Source organism: Streptomyces sp. RKAG293, from assembly GCF_023701745.1.
GTDB lineage: Bacteria > Actinomycetota > Actinomycetes > Streptomycetales > Streptomycetaceae > Actinacidiphila.
In genome coordinates, this window is sequence record NZ_JAJOZB010000002.1 from 20,984 (window position 1) to 40,321 (window position 19,338).

Annotated in this window: 17 protein-coding genes; 15 read left to right on the plus strand and 2 right to left on the minus strand. The window is 69.1% G+C overall.

What is annotated here, in order from left to right:
- Window positions 1-86: 86 nt before the first annotated feature.
- From LNW72_RS40305 to LNW72_RS40320, 4 genes are all read left to right on the plus strand, one after another.
- Complete coding sequence (locus tag LNW72_RS40305; protein WP_250980521.1) at window positions 87-605, plus strand: hypothetical protein; 519 nt, start codon at window positions 87-89, stop codon at window positions 603-605.
- Window positions 605-2,896 carry an ATP/GTP-binding protein gene (locus tag LNW72_RS40310; RefSeq protein ID WP_250980522.1) on the plus strand — a complete coding sequence of 764 codons (2,292 nt, stop codon included), beginning with the start codon at window positions 605-607 and terminating at the stop codon, window positions 2,894-2,896. Before LNW72_RS40305 ends, LNW72_RS40310 begins: the two co-directional genes overlap by 1 nt.
- Window positions 2,896-3,858, plus strand: coding sequence for a replication-relaxation family protein (locus tag LNW72_RS40315; protein ID WP_250980523.1), 963 nt, complete (start codon window positions 2,896-2,898; stop codon window positions 3,856-3,858). Before LNW72_RS40310 ends, LNW72_RS40315 begins: the two co-directional genes overlap by 1 nt.
- Before the next feature lie 431 nt (window positions 3,859-4,289).
- Window positions 4,290-4,955, plus strand: a complete 666-nt coding sequence (locus tag LNW72_RS40320; protein WP_250980524.1) for an HNH endonuclease family protein — start codon at window positions 4,290-4,292, stop codon at window positions 4,953-4,955.
- 88 nt (window positions 4,956-5,043) lie between these two features.
- Here the strand turns inward: LNW72_RS40320 and LNW72_RS40325 are convergent, their stop codons facing one another.
- On the minus strand, window positions 5,044-5,715 hold the full coding sequence (locus tag LNW72_RS40325; RefSeq protein WP_250980525.1) for a transferase: 672 nt from the start codon (window positions 5,713-5,715) through the stop codon (window positions 5,044-5,046).
- A 106-nt stretch (window positions 5,716-5,821) separates the two neighbouring features.
- On the opposite strand from LNW72_RS40325, the gene LNW72_RS40330 reads away from it, so the two are divergent.
- The gene (locus LNW72_RS40330) at window positions 5,822-6,697 is read left to right on the plus strand and encodes a glycosyltransferase family 2 protein (RefSeq protein ID WP_250980526.1); all 876 of its coding nucleotides are present in this window, start codon (window positions 5,822-5,824) and stop codon (window positions 6,695-6,697) included.
- Here the strand turns inward: LNW72_RS40330 and LNW72_RS40335 are convergent.
- Complete coding sequence (locus tag LNW72_RS40335) at window positions 6,690-7,781, minus strand: NAD-dependent epimerase/dehydratase family protein (RefSeq protein ID WP_308402162.1); 1,092 nt, start codon at window positions 7,779-7,781, stop codon at window positions 6,690-6,692. The two genes, LNW72_RS40330 and LNW72_RS40335, sit on opposite strands and share 8 nt — an antisense overlap.
- Window positions 7,782-8,073: 292 nt before the next feature.
- Here LNW72_RS40335 and LNW72_RS40340 point away from each other — a divergent pair, with 292 nt between their 5' ends.
- The 10 genes from LNW72_RS40340 to LNW72_RS40385 all read left to right on the plus strand — a co-directional run bounded on the left by LNW72_RS40340 (window position 8,074) and on the right by LNW72_RS40385 (window position 19,320).
- On the plus strand, window positions 8,074-9,552 hold the full coding sequence (locus tag LNW72_RS40340; RefSeq protein WP_250980528.1) for a hypothetical protein: 1,479 nt from the start codon (window positions 8,074-8,076) through the stop codon (window positions 9,550-9,552).
- A gap of 240 nt (window positions 9,553-9,792) precedes the next feature.
- Window positions 9,793-11,136 carry a hypothetical protein gene (locus LNW72_RS40345; protein WP_250980614.1) on the plus strand — a complete coding sequence of 448 codons (1,344 nt, stop codon included), beginning with the start codon at window positions 9,793-9,795 and terminating at the stop codon, window positions 11,134-11,136.
- Between the two features lie 392 nt (window positions 11,137-11,528).
- Window positions 11,529-11,879, plus strand: a complete 351-nt coding sequence (locus tag LNW72_RS40350) for a hypothetical protein (RefSeq protein ID WP_250980529.1) — start codon at window positions 11,529-11,531, stop codon at window positions 11,877-11,879.
- A gap of 1,100 nt (window positions 11,880-12,979) precedes the next feature.
- Complete coding sequence (locus LNW72_RS40355) at window positions 12,980-13,408, plus strand: hypothetical protein (protein WP_250980530.1); 429 nt, start codon at window positions 12,980-12,982, stop codon at window positions 13,406-13,408.
- Between the two features lie 287 nt (window positions 13,409-13,695).
- A complete protein-coding gene (locus LNW72_RS40360; RefSeq protein WP_250980531.1) occupies window positions 13,696-14,256 on the plus strand; it encodes an ATP/GTP-binding protein in 561 nt (186 codons plus the stop codon).
- 33 nt (window positions 14,257-14,289) lie between these two features.
- Window positions 14,290-14,979, plus strand: a complete 690-nt coding sequence (locus tag LNW72_RS40365; protein ID WP_250980532.1) for an SAF domain-containing protein — start codon at window positions 14,290-14,292, stop codon at window positions 14,977-14,979.
- Entirely contained in the window at window positions 14,979-15,851 is an 873-nt protein-coding gene (locus LNW72_RS40370) for a hypothetical protein (RefSeq protein WP_250980533.1), read from the plus strand. Before LNW72_RS40365 ends, LNW72_RS40370 begins: the two co-directional genes overlap by 1 nt.
- Window positions 15,844-17,403: a CpaF/VirB11 family protein gene (locus LNW72_RS40375; RefSeq protein WP_250980534.1), complete on the plus strand. Its 1,560-nt coding sequence runs from the start codon at window positions 15,844-15,846 to the stop codon at window positions 17,401-17,403. The genes LNW72_RS40370 and LNW72_RS40375 overlap by 8 nt, the downstream gene beginning before the upstream one ends.
- A gap of 112 nt (window positions 17,404-17,515) precedes the next feature.
- Window positions 17,516-18,430 carry a type II secretion system F family protein gene (locus LNW72_RS40380; protein ID WP_250980535.1) on the plus strand — a complete coding sequence of 305 codons (915 nt, stop codon included), beginning with the start codon at window positions 17,516-17,518 and terminating at the stop codon, window positions 18,428-18,430.
- Entirely contained in the window at window positions 18,427-19,320 is an 894-nt protein-coding gene (locus tag LNW72_RS40385; RefSeq protein ID WP_250980536.1) for a type II secretion system F family protein, read from the plus strand. Before LNW72_RS40380 ends, LNW72_RS40385 begins: the two co-directional genes overlap by 4 nt.
- Window positions 19,321-19,338 lie beyond the last annotated feature (18 nt).

Genomic DNA, 19,338 nt, shown 5'->3' on the forward strand with positions numbered 1-19,338 from the left:
GTAGATGAGGTGGGTTGGCCCATCCCGCAGATCAGGAGGCTGAACATGTTCCGTCACAGGTCCGGTGGCCGACGCCGGTGGTCGATGTGAAGGACCCACGGATCGTCCTGCATGGCATCGAGCACGTCCCGCAGCAGATGGTGGCGTTCGCGGGCGCCCACCGGTGGTGGGTCACCGCCGGCGTCCTCCTCGCCGGAGCCGGCTGGGCTGCTGCAGCGGGGTGGTGGCGTCAGCGGGCGGCGACCGCTCTACGGGATCGGGTCGCCTTCGAGCTGGTGCCCGCAGCCACCTTCGAGGCCGGCCCCTCCGAGCTTCGCTGGGCGGCAGGCCAGATCGCATCGGTCCGCGCCGCCTGCGGCCCGATGCCCCGGCGCGCGGTGGCCACCCGGCTGCGGTCCACCTACACCGACAACAAGATGCGCACCCTCCTGGAAGGTCCGGCGCGGGCGGAAAGCCTGCTGCGGATGCCCGGATACGCCGACGTCGAAGTGATCCCCGCCCACACCGGCGGCACCCGACCGAAGGTGCCGCGGATCCGCTTCGAAGGCGCACCACCCGTCGTGTCAGCGCCGGCAGCCACCCAACCCACCGGAGAGACCGCCTGATGAGCGTGAACCTGAAGAAGCGGCCGACGCCTTCGAACGGCGTGCGGGAAGGGCGGCGGATGTACGTGGCGCGGGCCGAGCTCGTGCTGGCCCGGCCCGATCACCGGCCGCTGGCCCGCCTGGGCCCTGACCCCGACCCGCTGCAACGCCTCGCCGCGGCCATGGCCGCCGTGCGCAGCCAGGACGGCGAACAGGCCGATGTGATGGTGGACCTGGTGCCGGTGCCGGACGGTCAGGTGGACCGCCGTCGCCGGTCGCTGATCGCCCGCGCGGCTCGGCGCGGGCCGTCCGCGTTCGGCGAGCGCCTCGGGCCCGGTGGTGCAGGCGGTGCGTGGGTCGACACTGTGCGCACCGTTCTGGCCGACGGCATGGGGATCAGCTCCTCCCCCGGCAGCCGGCCTCGTCCGGCGAAGGTGCCGCGGCAGGTCGACCTCGCCGACGGGGTCGGCAAGTTCACGCTGGGCGAGCCGGTCTTCGCCGTGCAGGTCCTGGTTCGAGTCACTGCCACGCATCCGGTGCGGGCTCGCGCGCTGCTGCACCAGTTGCTCGGCGCGATGGCGATGTTCTCCGGCGAGAACCGTTGGCGCCCGGTCGGACCCCGCCGCACCGCCTGGCGTCCGTACAGCAACGTGTGGTGGCGCCGACGTTCCTTCGACCGGCGGGTGGCTACCGGTGAGTTCGCCCCCGCCAAGCGGCAATGGGTCACCACCGCGGAAATCGCCGGCCTGCTCAAGCCACCTACACGGCACTGCGCGGCCACCAACGTCGCCCGGTGCGGCGGCGTAGTGCCGCCCGCCCCGGCCGGGTTGCCCCAATGGACCGGACAGCGCGGCATGCTCCCGCTGGGCCGGGTGACCGGTGCCGAGGGCCGGGAGTATCTGGCGGCCGCACACGTCGCCGACGTGCTGTTCGGCCTGGGTCTGGGCAAATCCGGTTTCGGCAAGACGGAACAGGCTCTGGTCCAGATCCTCACCATCGCCTACGGCGGATACGGAGGCTGGTTCCTGGACCCGCACGGGGAGGCGCTGGCGCGTGCGCTGCCGTACCTGACGCATCCTGCGGTACGGGACCGTGTACAGCTGATCGACCTGGCCAAGCCGTCCATGGACAGCCCCTTCGGGTGCTGGAATCCCCTGGACATGCGCGGCCGCCGCCTCGAAGACATCCAGGATGTCGTTGGCGCCGTCGTCGGCGGCATCGCCTCCGCCCAGGGCTGGGGAGGAAACGCTCCGCAGGCACGGGCGATCCTGAGCAACGCGGTGCTCGTGCTGGCCCACCTCGCATACCAGCTGGTCGCTGAGAACTGTTCGCACCTGCAACCCACCGTCTTCCAGATCAAATCCCTGCTGACGGACGATGAATGGCGGGCGGGCGTACTCGAGCGCATGCCCGACGACATCAAACGGTTCTGGCGGACCAGCTTCCCGAAATACGCCGCCACCGCCGTACCAACGGTCACCAACGCCCTGGACGTCCTGGACACCTCGCTGAGCCTGAAGGCGTTCCTGGGCGGCTCCCTGTCCACCTACAACGTGCGCCACGCCATGGACAACGGGACCGTCGTACTCGTCGCACCGTCCGGAACGGGCGCCGGCGACCCCCTCATCACCAGCCTGCTCATCTTCGATCTGTTCCTGGCCGGCCTGTCCCGCCAGGACACCCCAGTCACCGAGCGCCGCACGTTCTTCGCGTGGATGGACGAGCTCGCGGGCGTCGATGCCGCCGGCCGCGGCTTCATCGCCAAAATCTTCGAGCAGCTCCGCAAGTACGAGGTGCGGCTCATGACCATGACGCAGATGGCGATGCGCCTGTCGGAGACCACCCGGCAAGCAGCACTCCAGAACCAGTCCGTCCTGTCGGCGACCGCGTGCGACATCGACGAAGCCCGCTACGTGGCCAACCGGATGCCCGGCATCACGCCCGAGACCATCGCGGGCCTGGAGAAATACGAATACATCGTCAGCGTCATGCTCCACGGCAAGCGCACCACCCCGTTCAAAGTCCGGGGTGTGCCCGTCGACCAGGTGCTGGCCGACTACTACAACCCCGACGCCCTAGCCGATCTGGACGCCGCCATCGACGTGACCCTGGGCCGTCGCCCGGTCGAAAAGATCCTGGCCGACCTGGCCACGCTGGACGAGCGGATCGGCGACCACCTCGCCGCTCACCCCGCCACCCCCCGCCCAGCAGCAGCGACCCAGGCGCAGCACGACGTCGTCCGTCACGACCCATCCCACAACAGCTCCCCCCACAACGCCGCTGCCGACGACTTGGAAAATGAGGACCAGTAATGCCCTATCCCGCCGGAATGCCGCCCGCGCACAGTCTGTCGCGGCTCGCCGAGGAGCTGCTGCCGGTGCTGTATCAGCACCGGCTGATGACCACGAGCCAGCTTCACCAGTTGATGCAGCCGCACACCGCGCATGCGGTGTACGTGCGCCGTCAGCTGAACCGTCTGCGTGAGTTGCAGCTGGTGGAGACCACGCTGCGCCGCCGCGGTGGGCGCGGTGAGCTGGCCTGGTATTGCACGGGTTTGGGGGCTGAGGTGGTGGAGGCATCCGGGGAAGTGCGGCCCCGCTCCCATCGGCTGACCGAGCAGACTGCCGCCTTCCAGCTGCAGGAACACACGCTGGCCGTCAATGCCACCGGTCTCGCATTCGTTGCAGCGGCCCGGGCGGCCGGTCACGAATGCGGGCCGCTGGACTGGGAGCCCGAGCTCGCGCACCGGCTGCGCGACGGCGACAGTCGCATCGGTGACGAAGCCTTCCTGGTCCCCGACGCGGTGCTGTCCTACATTCACCGGCAGCACAGCACCCGCACGATCGCCAACTTCTTCCTGGAAATCGACCGCGCCACCATGACCCCGGACCGCCTCGTCGACAAGTTGCGCGCGTACGCCCGCTACCAGAGCTACCACCCCACCCCCATCGTTACCGGACGGCCCAGGACCGGCAGCGGCACACCCGGCGGGGGGGCAGCATGGCGGAATCGGTACCCCGTCTTCCCCCGTGTCTTGTTCGTTCTTGCTGGCGCCCCGCCGGCCGCCCTGGACCGGCGCATTGCGGATCTGCGTGCGTTGGCGGCAGCCGATTCCCGACTGCAACGGGCCGCCCAGCGACTTACTGCCGGAGTCACCACCCTGCACCAACTGCAGACCGCCGGCCCCTGGGAACCGATCGTCGTCCCCGTGTTCGGTGAGGATGCCACCCTCACCACCGCCCTGCTGCACGCACCAGCAGCGGAGGCCGCCTGACCGCCGGCTCAGGAGGACCCCCGGGCCCGATGCTGGGAGAGCCCTGACATCGCCGGGTGACCTTCACGCCAATTCGTGCGTTGAGGACCTGTGACAAATGAAGATGCAGCTGCGCCCGCGGGCGGGCAGCGGAAGGCTGACGCTCCCGCGATCGGGGCCCTCCTGAATCAGCTGGAATCGGTGCTCGCGGCCGGACTGGCTGTCTCGGACGCCACCATTACCGTGATGGAGGCACAGGCAGCGATCCTGCGCGAGTAACGCGGACCGGCGTCGTCCGGGTGGGTACCCGGGGTACCCACCCGGTCAGGAGTCCAGCAACGCCTGACTGGCCACACCAGGTGATCGTTTCTGCGGTGAAGTTGTCCCCCGCACGGGTGAGCGTGCCAGCCGGAGGGCGCGCCGGAACATCCCGGGCGGCTACAACTCCCTTCGTGATCACGATTCTGATGCGCGCCGCGACCGCCGCGGCGCTCGCTCTCTTGCCGATGGCCCTGTCCCCCGCGCCTGCGCACGCGCACGCCTCCACAACGATGTCCTTGTCCGAAGCGGTGGCCAGCCTGCCCCTGGCCGCCGAGAGCCGCGACGGCTACCTGCGCACCAGCTTCAAGCACTGGAACGCCGGCAAGAACCTGACCGACGGCTGTAACGCCAGGATGGAAGTGCTGCTCGCGGAGGCGGTCGACGCACCGGAGGTCCTGCCCGGCTGCAAGCTGTCCGGTGGCCGCTGGTGGTCGTACTACGACGCGAAGTGGGTCACCTCCGCGGGAGCCCTGGATGTAGACCACATGGTCCCGTTGGCTGAAGCCTGGGACTCAGGGGCATCCCAGTGGACCGCCGCCCGACGTGAGGCCTACGCCAACGACCTTGACGCCGACACTTCCCTCGTCGCCGTGACCGCCGGCTCCAACCGCAGCAAGGCTGACAAGGACCCCGCCGAATGGTTGCCGAACCCCGAGGTGACGTGCCGGTACGCCTCTGAGTGGACCGGTGACAAGAAGCGCTGGGGTCTCACCGTGGATACCGACGAGCTGGCTGCCCTGACCCAACTTGCCGAGGCGTGCCCCGCCGCGACCGTCGAATACGAGCCGGCCCCCTGACCCATGGTGCCGGCCGACCGTGCCCGCTGGGGTGCCCCGGAACTCCGGGGCGCCTCCGGCCCGGTTGCTGTCGAGATGGACAGGCGCTTCATCGGCGGCGGGGATGCAGGTGGGTGTCGGCGGTGTGCGGTGCGGTGATGACGTGGGAGGCGGGGATCGCACGGCCCGCGAGGGTGACGCCGCCAGCGATGCGGCAGTTACGGCCGATGGCGATGCCGGGGCCGAGGCTGATGTTGCTGCCAGTCTGAACGCCGTCGCCAATCAGGGCGCCGAAGCGCGGAGTCTGGCACCGGTACAGGCCGTCGGGGGTACGGAAGAAGATCTCTCGTTGTGGGGTGTGCATGTGGGGGCTCCACATGCTGATCGCTGCGACGGTGACGTTGGCGGATAGGTGGGCGTCCGCGCCGACGATGGTGCGGCCCAGGGCAATGCGGTGGCCCAGGATCGTTCGGTCGCCGATGTACGCCTGGGTGACTTCGCAGCCGTAGCCGACGGAGACGCCCGCGCACAGGATGGAGCCCTTCCGGACGGTGGAGAACTCGTGAATCCGTACGTTTGGGCCGATGATCACGTCGTCGCCGACGATGGCTTGCGGGTGGATGAACGCGGTCGGGTGAATGCGCTGCCGCATGCTGGCCAGGGCCTTGGCGTGCAGTTCTTCCCAGGAGGTCAGGAATTCCGCGAGGTCGTAGGCCTCCAAGTCCCGGTACGGCGTGGCAGCGAACGCGGGGTCGGTGGGGCCGGCGACGTAGCCGCCCATCAGCAGAGATGTCATCAGGTGTTCTCCAAGGGTCGGTGGAAGGTCAGGGCGTATCGAGCTAGGCGGATACGATCGCGGTCACTGTCAGCGAGCCTTGGAGCGCTCTGTGCCGGAACTGCGTGTGGGCGTCGCGATCCTGACCATGGGCACCCGGCCCACTGAGTTGGATGCGCTGCTGGCCTCGGTGGCCCGGCAGTCCGTGGTCGCGCAGCGGATCGTGGTTGTCGGCAACGGCACCCCGCTGCCGGAGTTCGACAAGACCGTCACCCCGGTGGAGCTGGCGGAGAACCTCGGGGTGGCGGGCGGCCGCAATGTGGCCCTGGCGCAGCTGGTGGCGCTCGGGGATGTCGATGTGGTCGTGGACCTCGACGACGACGGCCTGCTGGTCGACGACCAGGTGTTCGCGCGGATCCGGGAGTTGTTCACCGCCGATGCCCGGTTGGGGATCGCGGGGTTCCGGATCGCGGACGAGACCGGATACACCGCACGCCGGCACGTCCCCCGGTTGCGGGCGGGTGACCCGATGCGTGGCGGTCTGGTGACCGGGTTCCTCGGCGGCGGGCACGCCTTGTCCTCGGCGATGCTGGAGGAGATCGGCGGGTGGCCGGAGGACTTCTTCTTCACCCACGAAGAGACGGATCTGGCCTGGCGGGCGCTGGATGCGGGGTGGAAGATCCGGTACTGCCCAGAGCTGCTGCTGCAGCACCCGCGCACCTCGCCCGCCCGCCACGCGGTCTACTACCGGATGACGGCCCGTAACCGGGTCTGGCTGGCGCGCCGCCACCTGCCCGCCCTGCTGATCCCGATCTACCTCGGTGTCTGGACCTTGTTGACCCTCGCTCGGACCCGGTCGGTTGCCGGTCTGCGGGCGTGGGCGGCCGGCTTCACAGAAGGGGTCCGCACCCCGTGCGGGCGCCGCAAGGCGATGCGCTGGCGCACCGTGCGGCGTATGACGCGCCTTGGCCGGCCTCCGGTCATCTAGCACCGGCGGCGGCTTCCTCGCGCAGCCAGGCCGGGATGGCCTGGGGTGTGGCGGTGAGCCAGGCTGCGTACCGGGCGATCCCTTCGGCCAGCCGGATGCGCGGTGTCCAGCCCAGGACTTCGGACAGGTGGGTGGTGGAGGCGTAGCCGCCCAGGGGGTCGCCGGGTGGCAGGGGCGTCTCGGTCACGGTGGTGTGCGGAAAGTGCGTGGCGACCAGTTCGGCGACCGTTCGGATGCTGGTCGGTGTCGCGGTGCCGATGTTGAGGGTCTGCTGGTGGGCTTTGGGGGTGAGCAGGGTGCGGATGGTGGCGTGGGCGATGTCGTCGACGTGGACCAGGTCGCGGATCTGGTGTCCACCGCCGTTGAGCTGCAGCGGCAGGCCCAGGGCGGCGCGTGCACAGAACCAGGCCACGACCCAGGAGTGGCTGCCGGGTTTGATGGTCTGGGGCTCTCCGTAGACGGAGAAGTACCGCACGATCGCGTGCGAGGTCCCGACCGCGCCCAGCGTCAGGGCGGTCTGGGTTTCACCGAAGACCTTGGTATTGGCGTAGACCGACAGCGGGCGCAGCGGTGAGTGCTCGGAGAACTGCGGGGTGGTGCGGCCGCCGTGGACGAACTCCAGGGCTTTGGCCAGGGCGCGGGCTTCGGGGGCCTTGGAGGCCCAGTCGTCGGGGTCGCCGTTGCCGTAGACGCTGGCGGAGGACACGAACACTAACCGGCGCACACCTTCCGTCGCGGCCACGGCGTCCAGCACGATCTGGGTGCCTGTGACGTTGGTGTCGATCGCAGCCAGCGGGTTGCGGGTGCAGGCGGCGACATCGGCGAGCGCGGCCGCGTGGATGACGTAGTCGCAGTCGGCGACCAGGCGGCGCATCAGGGCAGGGTCGGTGACGCTGCCGGTGTGGACGTCCGGGTCGTGGGGGTTGATGCCGAACACGTCGGTATAGATGTGCGGCGGGTAGGCGTCCAGCGTGCAGATCGAGACCGGGTGGGCGCCAAGCTCGCGCAGCTGGGTGGTGATGCGGCTGCCGATCAACCCTCCCCCGCCCGTCACCAGGACCCGGGCGCCGGGAAGGTCAGCCAAGCGGTCATCGTCGGGGAAGGCGTATTGCGGGCCAGGTGTCATCGGCTCACTCCTCAGCACAGGGACCCGGTACCGGCCAAAGGCGACTGGTCGGCGCGGTTCGGTCAGGTGTTCTGATCGTGGCCGCTGACCTGGAACGCTGACAGTGAGAGATCACCGCCCCCAACGGGCGGACCCACCGCACTCATCGGGCGGGTTCACCAGGATCGACCAGCGGGAACCCTGCTGGACGTACCGTGGATTCAGCGCGTCACTCCCGAAGGCCGGATGGGCGCAGAGCAGGGGGCTTGTGATGAGCACCGCTTCTCCTCCGCACCGCGATGTGCACGACGCCGCATGCGGAAAGAGCCTGCGCGAGCGGCTACTGGGACAGTGGGGCTCACCCGATCCGGTGCCGCCGGACATCCTGCGCAAGATCGCCGAGCAGATCCACCAGTGCTGCGGCCACGGCCTGCTCAAATGTCATCGGCTGGCCGCCGGCTGGACTGTTGTCCAAGCGGTTCGGACCGCCCACGACCTGGTGGCCGAACAGCACCTGCGACCGGTCGGTCTGACCGAACGGTCCTGGAAGGACTGGGAGGCCGGCGCCGCGCTCAGCGCGCACTACCAGGACCTGGTGAGCCGGATGTTCGCCACCGGCCCGGTGCAATTAGGCCTGGCCCGCGACTACTCCGCACCACGGCCGGCCCCGACGGAAACCGCCGCAGACCCTGAGGTGGACGACGTCAGCCCCTCGCTGCCCGCGCCGCCGGGAGCAGCGCCCTTCGAAGGAGACGCCACGAACCGCCGCACCGCACTCAAACTCATCACCCTGACCGCCACGGCCGCACTCGAGGTGGGACCGCCCTCGGTGAGCGAGGCCTTCGCCTTCACTCAGGAGCTGGAGCGCACCGATCTCGGGCCGGGAACCCTGGATCAGTTGCAGGAGCAGATCGAGGCGTTCGCCGCCGACTATGCCGCCTCCCCCCCTGCGGCGGCCTGGCCCCAGGTCATGGCGCTCCGCGCATACGCGGCCCGGCTCCTGGCAGGACGGCACACGCTGGGCCAGGGCCAGGATCTCGCACACGCGGCAGGGATGCTGTCCGTGGTGCTGGCCTGGCTCGCCCAAGATCTGGGTCAACCCCGCGCCGCTCTGGCCTACTGTGCCGACGCCCGGGCTCACGGAACCGCAGCAGCCGTCGGCGATGTGTGTGCGTGGGCTGACGATGCCGCCGCCACCACCTGCCTGTACGCCGACCAGCCACACCGGGCAGCACAGTACGCCGGCCGCGGTCTGAGCACCGCTACCTCCACTTCGGCCCGTGTCCGGCTGGCCGCACAGACCGCCCGCGCCCAAGCCCGTAGCGGCAACACTGACGCTTTCACATCCGCACGGTCCCTGGCGCATGAAGCCGCTGCTGGATTGCCCCAGCACGCCAGCGGCCTGTTCTCCGCCGACCAGGTGCGGCTTCTGGGCTTCGACGCCACCAGCTACCTCGCCCTTGGAAAACCCCGCCCGGCACGCGCGGCCGCAGAAGATGCCGTCGCTCAGTACGACACCGCGGTGTACCGCTCCCCTACCCGCGCCGCCATCGCCCATCTCGACCTCGCCGACGCCCACGCCGCTCTCGGCAGCCTCGATGCTGCCCTCGCACACGGCACCATCGCCCTACGCAGCGACCGCCCTGCCGACGCCATCCATACCCGAGCCCAGCATCTCGCCAACGTCCTGACCATCAAAGATCCACGCAGCCCTGCAGTTCAGGCCTTCGTCCAGCAGTTGGCGTGCTGAGCTCCGACTGGATCACGGTGCAACTCGTTGCCATTCGACATGCGTTTTCGCCCGTTGCGGTTGCCTAGGGGCAACCGCTGGGTTCGAGACCGTCTCCTCCGGCGGGACGGCAGACGACTTCACCGCTGTGTTCATCCCATCCGGCGGGCTGCGAGCTGAGGCCCTCTCCCCTTCCCTTGCTTCGCTAGGCAAGATCGCTTCATACGCCTGCATGCAGCGGGGTGAAGGGGGGAGACAGCGGTGGCAGACGACAACGGTTTCAGGATGACTGAGGCAGAGGACGACAACGGCTTCCCCGTCACTGTGGACATGATTGACCAGGATCCCAGGCCCTTCGTCAAGCCTCTCAAGTGCCGTCATTGTCCGCGCCCAGTCAGCGCGGTTCGGAGCCATTCGAAAGCGCGACCAGGCGGTGGCCCAGCTTCGTGGGTCCATGCCCACCTGCGGCTCAACGGCTATCCCGACCACGGACCGCAGTGCCCGCTCAATCCTCTGTGGGCCATCGAGCAAATCGCCCGCGGCTCCGAGGGACTGGCCATCGCCGATCCGGACGGAAGCCTGCGCCTGGTCCTGCCCGACGACTCCGGCCCGGGCCAGGTGCCCCCCACCGACGTCGACCCCGCCGAACCGCCTACCGATGTGTTGGATGATCTCACCGCGCTGCGTATCACCACGATCCGTCCGGTGCTACCGCCTGCTCTGAACAGCGCCGTGAGGATCGTGCAGTTCCTGCAGCTGAACGCCTTTGCTGCGCCCGCACTGCGGCTCTTCAACGTCGACTACCGCGGCACCCGGATCGCCTGGCGCCGGTTCTGTTACGGGCCGCCGGCTTACACCAAACTCCTCCAGCGCGTCGTCAACAGTGGCAGCGCCCTCCCGCATCCCGTCGCGGTCTACGGCACGGTGATCCGGGCAGGTGTCGCCAAGCGCACCGGTAAGGCGTACGCCGTACTCGCCAGCCAGACGCCGGGCGCCAACGGCCAGCCGCCGTTCGATGTCCTTCTCTACAGCCTCCACCCCAGCCTCCTCGCCCCGCTCAAGCCCGGGATGCATGTCCTGGCCATCGGCGAGCGCTGGAAGTACCGAACTGACCGGCCCGAAGTGCAGTTCTGGGCAACGGCACACTGGCAGCTCGCCTACTGGGCCACCGACCAGGCCACCGGGCTGCCGGCCGAGCCTGCCTGTCCTCCCCCACTGACCGCCTCAGCACGACCGCGTGCGCCGCAGCCCCGTCGGCCCACACCACGCGCAGCCCGCCCGACCACTTCCTCGACCCCACCAACACCAGCACCGCAACCCGAAGGGTCGCTGGCGGAGACCGCTGTGCCGACTCCGACCGTGCCCGCGCCAGCACCGGAAACTGCTGGCACCGCAGACACCCCGCCTGACGTTCCCGCACCTGAACCCGCCGTAGCGCCAGATCCTCCGGTGTCGCCCTCAACGCCCAAGCCAGCGGGGCCACCCCCGAAGCCGACTGATCCCCCCATTCCCCCGCCCCCGTTGTACCCGCCCCACGTTCGGAGTGACCAGCCGGGCTCCCCAGGAGTGCGGGACTGGCTTCGCCGCTTCAGGAAGGACTCGTGATCATGACCGACGGCGTCCTGAAATTCGGCGCCCGCTCGTGGTGTTCCTCTCCAGCCTGATTGCCGGGATCTCCGGCGCCGTGCGTGCACGGTCTGGCGTGGGTCCCTGGCTGTTCCCCCGCGACGCCGCGATGGTCTGCGTGGGCTCGGCATGCGTGCTGATCAGCTGCTAGTGGCTGGACGGAAGCCTCCGCCGTGCAAGGTCTCGCTGGCTGGGTCGGTGACGGGCAGACCCCTTGGCATACCGAGCCGCAGCACCGGCCCCCTGCTTATCCGACCGCGCACGGTCCCGAGAAGGATTTGTCGGCCCCCGTTGTCACATCCCCCCGGAGCTGAGTACTTGCCGTAGTTGTAGGGCCGGAATCCGTCCGGCCGCTCGCTCTGGAGATCCCTATGCGCCGTTTCCGTCGCGCCGCCGCCGCGGTTCCCCGTCCCGGATGTGAGGCGCCAGCCTCTGGCCTGGGCCTGTCCACCCCGCTGCTCGCCGAGCTGGAAGCCCTCTGCGATCACGCCCGCAACCTCTCTTGGCTTGCTACTCGTGAACACCGGCCTGAGGAGTACCAGCGCCTCGCGAGCATCGTGGTGGCGCGTCTCCTAGACGGCTGGGCCGAGCAGTCTGATGGGCACGGCACCTTCCGAGACCTGCTCACGACGCTCATCACGGACCCGGCCGTCGGCGCGACGGGCACGACGTCTGCCGAGCACCTCATAGCGAGCGCAGGAACCGCATGCGAGAAGGGATGACCCGGTCGACCGCGAGGAGCTGATCATGCATTGGTGGGGAGGGCGCGCCGACCTGCCTGCGCCCATCGTCACCGACAGGCCAAATCTGCAGTTGGGCTGGGGAGAGCGAACCAACTCGCTGCAGAACGAACTGACAGGATTCCAAATTGACGACCGTTCAAGCGCTATGCCGTCGTCTGGGAGACGAGACCAGGCGCCTCAACGACGCCTACCACCTGCTTGCTACCCAAGGCGAGGACCCTGTGGCGCGCAAGCGTGCAGCGGTGCATCTTGTGAGGGCCGCCGATTCGATCTTGGCGACTGCCGAGGCCCTAGCAGCAGATCCGGACCCAGCCGAGGCCGATGCGGAGCGTAGGCCTCGGTCTCGATCGTTCCGCGCTACGCCGGTTCCGCCCCCAATCGAAGTCGTGCTGGGGCGGCAACGGCCTCGTAGTCGCACGGAACCGACAGGTCCCGAAGTCACGGTGCATGGAGTACGGAACGGAACCCGGACCGTCACCGTTGATGCTGTTCCGGTGGGGTACGCCCTCTGCCTGGATGATGTCTTCGCTTTGATGCGGCGCGCGGGCGTGGGGCACGACGAGATTGAGTGGCTCGGCGGTGGTCCAGGTGTCTGGCCTCCGCTGTAGAGCCGCTTCGTATAGCGGTCGGTCGGTCGCCGTTCCGGTGATGATCGCTGATGGACTGGCGGGCGACATATCGACCTTCGGGTCTGCCGTAAGGAATTGTGACGTTTCTGGGCCCGTCTTGTGCCTTGAACTGTCGATACCGACTGGGTTGTTGACGGCTTTCTGCGTAACGTGTGGGCACAGAGTGATTAGGAGCGGTTACCTGATGCAGTTGGTGGCCGCGACGGTGCTGCCCTCTCGCGTAGTTTGCGCAGGTTGGCTGGCGTCGGTTCTTACGGTCGGGGAGGCGTAGTGGCACAGCCAGCACGTGCGGGACGAGGGATGTTCTGCCATCGGAGCCGAATCCGTGCGGCAACCGGGGTTCTCGTTGCAGGCACCTTGATGGCTGTGTCTGCGTGCAGCTCGGGGAATGGTTCAGACAAGAACTCCACGACTTCTCCGTCGACGTCGACGAGTACATCCACGAAGGCCGTGGATCCGACTGAGCGCGCAAAGACTGATGCGATTGGCGTCTATAACGCGTACTGGCAGCAGATGCAGCTCGCCTACACGAAGGCCAGCACCGATGGCACCGACATCAAGAAGTACGCGGTGAGCCCCGTGCTGAACGGTGTTGAGGACGAGATGAAGAGCCTCCGGAACGCGCACAGGATCGTGATCGGCCAGGCCGCGGTCGGGAATCCCACCGTGACCAGTATTCAGCTCAACCAGAAGGTGCCCAGCGCCTCTATCACCAGCTGCCTCGATGTCAGCCGCTGGGACATGGTCGACCAGGCCACGAAGAAGAAGGTCGCGCTGCCGCCCGAGCGCCGCACCAAGTACGTCACCTTGGCAACGCTCGAGCGGTGGCCGGACGGGTGGAAGGTCATCAAGGACGACCCACAGGACCGGCCATGCTGAGGCGCGGCGCTGCGATAGCCGTGATTGCTGTGGCTGCCACGGCGATGGCCGGGAGTGCCTCCGCATCAGGGCCGGGAACCGCCGGCGACTGCGGAAAGTACTTCTGCGTGGGTGTCCAGGTGCCCGGCCACCACCCGGGACCGAAGCCCGTGGGTTCCGGAGGATCGGGCAGCACTGGGCAGGAAGACGATGGCCTGGTGCACCCGGTGTGCACGTATAAGCCGACCAGTCCTCAGCCGCCGGCGGGCAGCGCGATGTGGGAGGGTCACGCGCCGGGCGATGGTCTGGTGTATGACGAGCGCTGCGTCATCAGTCCGACGAACATCGTCAACAGGACTGTCTGGGCAGCTCAGCCGCCAACGGCCCCGGCGGTCGATCCGGCTGTTCTGGCCCAGCAGGCTGTGGACAAGATGCTGCTGCGCGGAGCGGACATCGGCATTACCCCTAAGCCGGGTGGTAGGGGCGTAGTGGGCATGCCGGTCTATCTCTGGACGACGAGATCCGCTGAAACGTACGGGCCGAACACGGCGAGCGCGTCGGCTGGCGGTGTCACGGTCACCGCGACCGCGAAGGTCTCGAAGATCGTCTGGGCGATGGGTGACGGCCACACCGTGGTCTGTACGACGGCTGGCACTCCCTACCAGGCGGCCTACGGCAAAGCGCCGTCGCCGGACTGCGGCTACCGCTACACCCAGCCGTCGTCCACACAACCGGGCGGCACGTTCCCTGTGACAGCAACGTCTACCTGGACCATCGACTGGCAGGGAGCTGGCCAGACCGGTCAGCTCACCGAGGTCCGCAACAGCGCCGTGAACATCACCGTCGCTGAAGTCCAGGTCCTCAACTAAACGCACTGCGCACCCCGAGAGGCCGAACACCGCATGGAACCCCCCGTCACCGCGCCGTCGGTGCCGCGCCCGCAGAGCCCGGGCCGTCCCGAAATCCCCATCACTACCGCGGCTCCGGTCAAGCGGGAGCGCCGGTGGGCTGTCGTCGCTTTGTGCATCGTCCTGGCTGCCCTGGCCGGGCTCGGTGCCGCCGCGGCCGTCACCTCCGCGAGTAACCGCGTCAAGGTGCTGGCCATCGCCCGCGATGTCCCCGCCGGCCAGACCCTTGCCGATGCCGATCTGGCCGTGGCAGAGGTATCCGCCGATGGTGCGCTGACCCCGGTACGGGCGACAGACCGCAACAGCGTCGTCGGCAAGCGGACCGCCGTCGACCTCCGCAAGGGCGGCCTGCTGACCAGCTCCCAGCTCGGTGCCGGCACCGGCCTGGGTGACGACAAGCAGCAGGTCGGCGTGCAGGTCAAGCGCGGCCAGAGTCCCTCGGGAACGCTCGCAGCCGGAGACAAGGTCCTCGCCGTGACCACACCCGCCCAGGGTGACCAGTCCAACGGCAAGAACGACAGCCCGCCCTCAACCATCACCGCCGTGGTCGTGTCGGTCTCCCGCCCCGACGCGTCCGGCACAGTCGTCGTCAACCTGGCAGTAGCTACCAGCGATGGGCCGCTGCTGGCGACCCGTGCCGTGATGGGTCGCATCGCGCTGGTCCGTGAACCGCGGAGCAACTGATGCCGGTTACCGCGCTGGTCTCCGCCAAGTCGGGCGGCGTCACCACGACCGCCCTCGCGCTGGCTCTGGCCTCCACGCGCCCCTCGCTGCTCGCCGAGTGTGATCCGGCGGGCGGCACAATTCGGGCTGGCTTCCTCCAAGGCCAGGTCGGCGCCGGCTTCGGGCTGTACCACCTGGCCGCCGCTGAGCGAACGGGCCCTGAGGCGATGGCCAACGCGTTTGCCTCGCACTTGTGGTCGATGGATGAGGCCGGTCACCGTCGGCTGCTGCCCGGTCTGACCGACCCGGCGCAGGCTGCTGCGCTGAGCCGGACCTGGCCTGCCCTGTCGGATGTCCTGCATGTCATGGCCGCTGAGGCCGGGTACCACGTCTTCATCGACGCCGGCCGGCTGGCGTTGGAGTCAGGGCATCTGCACCCCACCTTGACGCCGGCGCCCTTGCTGCACCGGGCCGACCTGGTGCTGCTGGTGGTCCGGGGCACTGATCAGTCCCTGACGCTGGCCCGCCATGTGATCGAACCGCTCCGCGCGGAACTCGAGGAGCACGGCACCGGAGCCGATGCGCTCGGGCTGCTACTGATCGAGGAAGCCGCCTACCGGGCCCATCAGGTCGCTGAAGCCCTCAAGACACCGGTGCTGGCCGCTCTGCCGTGGGACCCGGACACGGCCGGTTACCTCACCAACGGCGGTCGCCCGCCGCGCGGCCACGCCCGCAGTCCTTTCCTGCGGCACGCCCGCACCGCCACCGAGCAACTGGAAGCCGCCGCGAGCCGGCGCCGCATCCATCAGCAGCTGCCGAACTGGCAGGGCAACCCGCAACTAGCCGGGGCCCTGCAGCGCTTGACCCAGACGAAGGGGCTTGGACGTGGCTGACACCCACCAGCGGGCCAGCGTCAACGGTCACCCCGCACCCTTGGGCCGCGACGAGCTCGCCAACCTGCTCACCACTCACATCGGGCAAGGCCGCCCCTCCGGCCCGGCTCAACCCCACCCGCTCCCCGAGCAGCCCGCACCACCGGCAGCACCCGGGCCGGCCGTGGTGCCGCGTCTGGCTGATCTGCCGGGCGGGCTTCCGGTCGGCTGGGACGTCATCGAGGACCTGCAGATCAAGGTCTCCCAACAGCTCAGCACCCGCGACCCCGACCGGACCTTGACCGAGGACGACCGACGCGCCCTGGCCCGGTCCCTGGCCACTTCCACCGTCGCCGAGTGGGGGGCTCTGTACGCCCAGGGCAACGCGCCGCTGACCGCCGAGCAGGAAGCAATCATCGGGACCGCTGTCTTCGACGCGATGTACCGCGGCGGCCGGCTGCAGTCGCTCCTGGACCAGGAGGGTGTCGAGGACCTGATGGTCGATGGCACCCGGGCCTTCGTCGAATACTTCGACAAGCCGCGGCGCACCATCGAGCGCGTCGCCGACACACACGATGAGCTCATTGCGTGGGTCAACCGGATGGCGGGGCTGTCCGGGCACGGCGAGCGGGCGCTGACGCAGGCCTCCCCGATGGTGGGCTTCCGGATGCCCGACGGATCGCGCGTGACCGCGTCGATGCTGACCAGCCGCCCTTCGGTGGTGATCCGCAAGCACCGCATCCGTCAGCACGGCATGGCCGAACTCGTCCGCTGGGGCTCGATCAACCCGCTACTGGAGCGGTTTCTCATCGCCTGCGTTCATGCCCGGATGAACATCCTGGTCGTGGGAGATATGGGCGCCGGCAAGACGTCCCTGCTGCGCGCGCTGGGCCGGGAGATCCCGGAGGCCGAGCGCCTGGTCACCTTGGAATCGGACCGCGAGCTGTACCTGGACGAGCCCGGCCTGAAGCCCGGCCCGGTGACCTTCGCCTTCGAGGCCCGGTCCTCCAATGGCGAACGCACAGGCGACAACCGGCTCGCCGGCGAGGTCACCTTGTCGGACATGTTCGCCACGGCGCTGCGCTACAACGCCACCCGCGTCATCGTCGGTGAGGTCCGCAGCACGGAGATCGTGCCGATGCTGCAGTCGATGTCTGCCGGTGGCTCCGGGTCGATGTGCACCATGCACGTGCGGCGCCCGCACGCCATCATCAGCCGCCTGGTGCAGCTGTGCACCGAGGCCGGCATGGTCAGCGAGGCCGCCCACCACCTCATCGCCTCGTCCATCGACGTGGTCATCTACCTCACCTACCTCGATGAGACCGGCCAGGGCGGGCGCAAGCACCGGTTCGTCTCGCACATCTACGAGGTCCAGGACGTCGTCGGCGAAGGCGGCCGCCCCACCACCAGCGAGCTGTTCGCCCCGATCGGCACAGAACGCCGGGCCCTGTACCGGAACATGCCGTCATTCATCGACGACCTGGAACGCACCGGTCAGTTCCACCGCACGTGGCTGACCGACAATCCCCACGGCGCGTGGGGACCCGCCCTGCAGACAGTGAGCCCCCGATGACCGCCCCCGACCTGGACGCGGTCTTCCAAGGCCTGCCCCTCAACAGCGACCTTGAGCGGGCGGGCCTCGGCCGCTGCTGGCGCCAGGGCTCCGCGCGCACCTGGAGGTCGTGGTGACTACCTCGCAACTCGCTCTGGTCGCCGCCAGTTGCTCGGTCCTGGCGATCCTGGCCGTCATCCTGCTCGTCCGGGAACTACGCGGCCGAACCCCGGATCCGACCAAACCGGCGTCCCGCACCACGGGCCGGATCCGACGCGCGAAGGCGGAACTGCCCGAGGCCTGGCGTGCCCGCTGGCGCCTGCTGGTCACCACGGCCGGCATCGTCACCGTGAGCGTGTGGGCCTGGACCGGGTGGCCCGTCCATGGCCTGCTCGCCGGCGCCGCCGTCCTCGGCCTGCCGTTCGTCCTCAACCCGGGCACGGGTGCGAAGCTGCGCATCGAGCGCCTCGAGGCGCTCGGGCAGTGGCTCAATCACCTGGCCGGTGTGCACACCGCGGGCATCAGCCTGACCCAGACCATCCGCGCCTCGGCGAAGAACCCGCCCGCGCCCATCGCGCTGAACGTGCGGTTGCTGGCCGAGCGGCTGCGCAGCGGCGTCGACGCCCAGCGCGCCTTCGCGCAGTTCGCCGATGAGCTCGCCGACGGTGTCTCCGACCATGTGGTGCTGCTCTTCCAGTCCCACGCCGTCTACAAGGGCCCGGGCCTGTCGGATGCTTTGGAGGCGCTGGCCGTCACCATTCACCAGCAGGCCGCTGACGCCCGCGATGTGGAAGCGGACCGTGCGAAGGTCCGCAAGAGCTCCCGCATGGTCTCCGTCGTGATCTGCGTGGTCGTGATCGGCTGCATGCTCAACGGCGCCTGGTCCGCCTGGTACCAGTCGCCGGCCGGGCAGATCGTGCTGGCCTTCCTCGGCGGGATGTTCGCCTGGACGCTGTCGTGGCTGCGCCGCATCGCCCGGACCAAGCCCGACCCCCGGCTGCTGGATCCGCTGCTTGCTCACCTCACCACGCTCGGGGGGACGCGATGATCCCGGTTCACGCGGTACTGCCCGCGGCCGCGGCCGGCGCCCTCATCGGGCTGGCGGTGCGGGCCGCGATGCCCGCCCGCCCCGATCTGGCCAGCGCCCTGGACCGGCTGGACGCCAGCAAGGTCACGGTCGGACCGTCCTCCGCGGACACCGCCCGCACCGGCTCGCTGCCCGAACGCATTGGGGAGCGCCTGCTGCGGGAGTTCGGCGGCCGCCTCACGCTGCCGATGAAGGACCTGAATCTGCTGCGCAAGTCACCGGCCGAGCACCTGGGCAAGCGATTCCTGTTCGCCCTCTACGGGCTGCTGCTGCCGCAGCTGCTGCAGGCCCTGCTCGCGGCGACCGGCAGTCCCTTCCACTTCATCGCCTACGGGTTCGTGTCCCTCGGCTTCGGCGCGCTGTTCTGGGTGTGGCCCGGCAAGGAAGTCGCCCGGGACGCCGCGGCTGCGCGGCTGATCGTGCGGCACGCCGCCGCCTCCTACCTGGAGCGGGTCGCGCTGGCCCGCATCGCGAACTCGGGCGCGGCCCAGGCGCTGACGCAGACCGCGGAGGTCGGCGACGGCTGGATTTTCGTGCGGATGCGGCAGGTGTTCCACCAGGCCGATCTGTCCGGCGTCACCGTGTGGGACGCGCTCAAGCAGCTGGGCGAGGAACTCGATATCCCGGAACTGACCCGGCCCGCTGACACCCTGGCGCTGGCCGGCGACGGTGCCGCTGTCTACGCCACCTTGCAAGCCCAGGCACGGCAGCTGCGCATCGCGCTGTTGTCCGATGCCAAGGCCGAAGCCAACGCGGCCAGCGCGGTGATGATCCTGCCCGTCACCGCCGGCGTGATCCTCATGCTCACCTTCGTGATGATCCCGATCACGATCACCATCCTCGGCAGCTGAACCCTAAGGAGACGAACA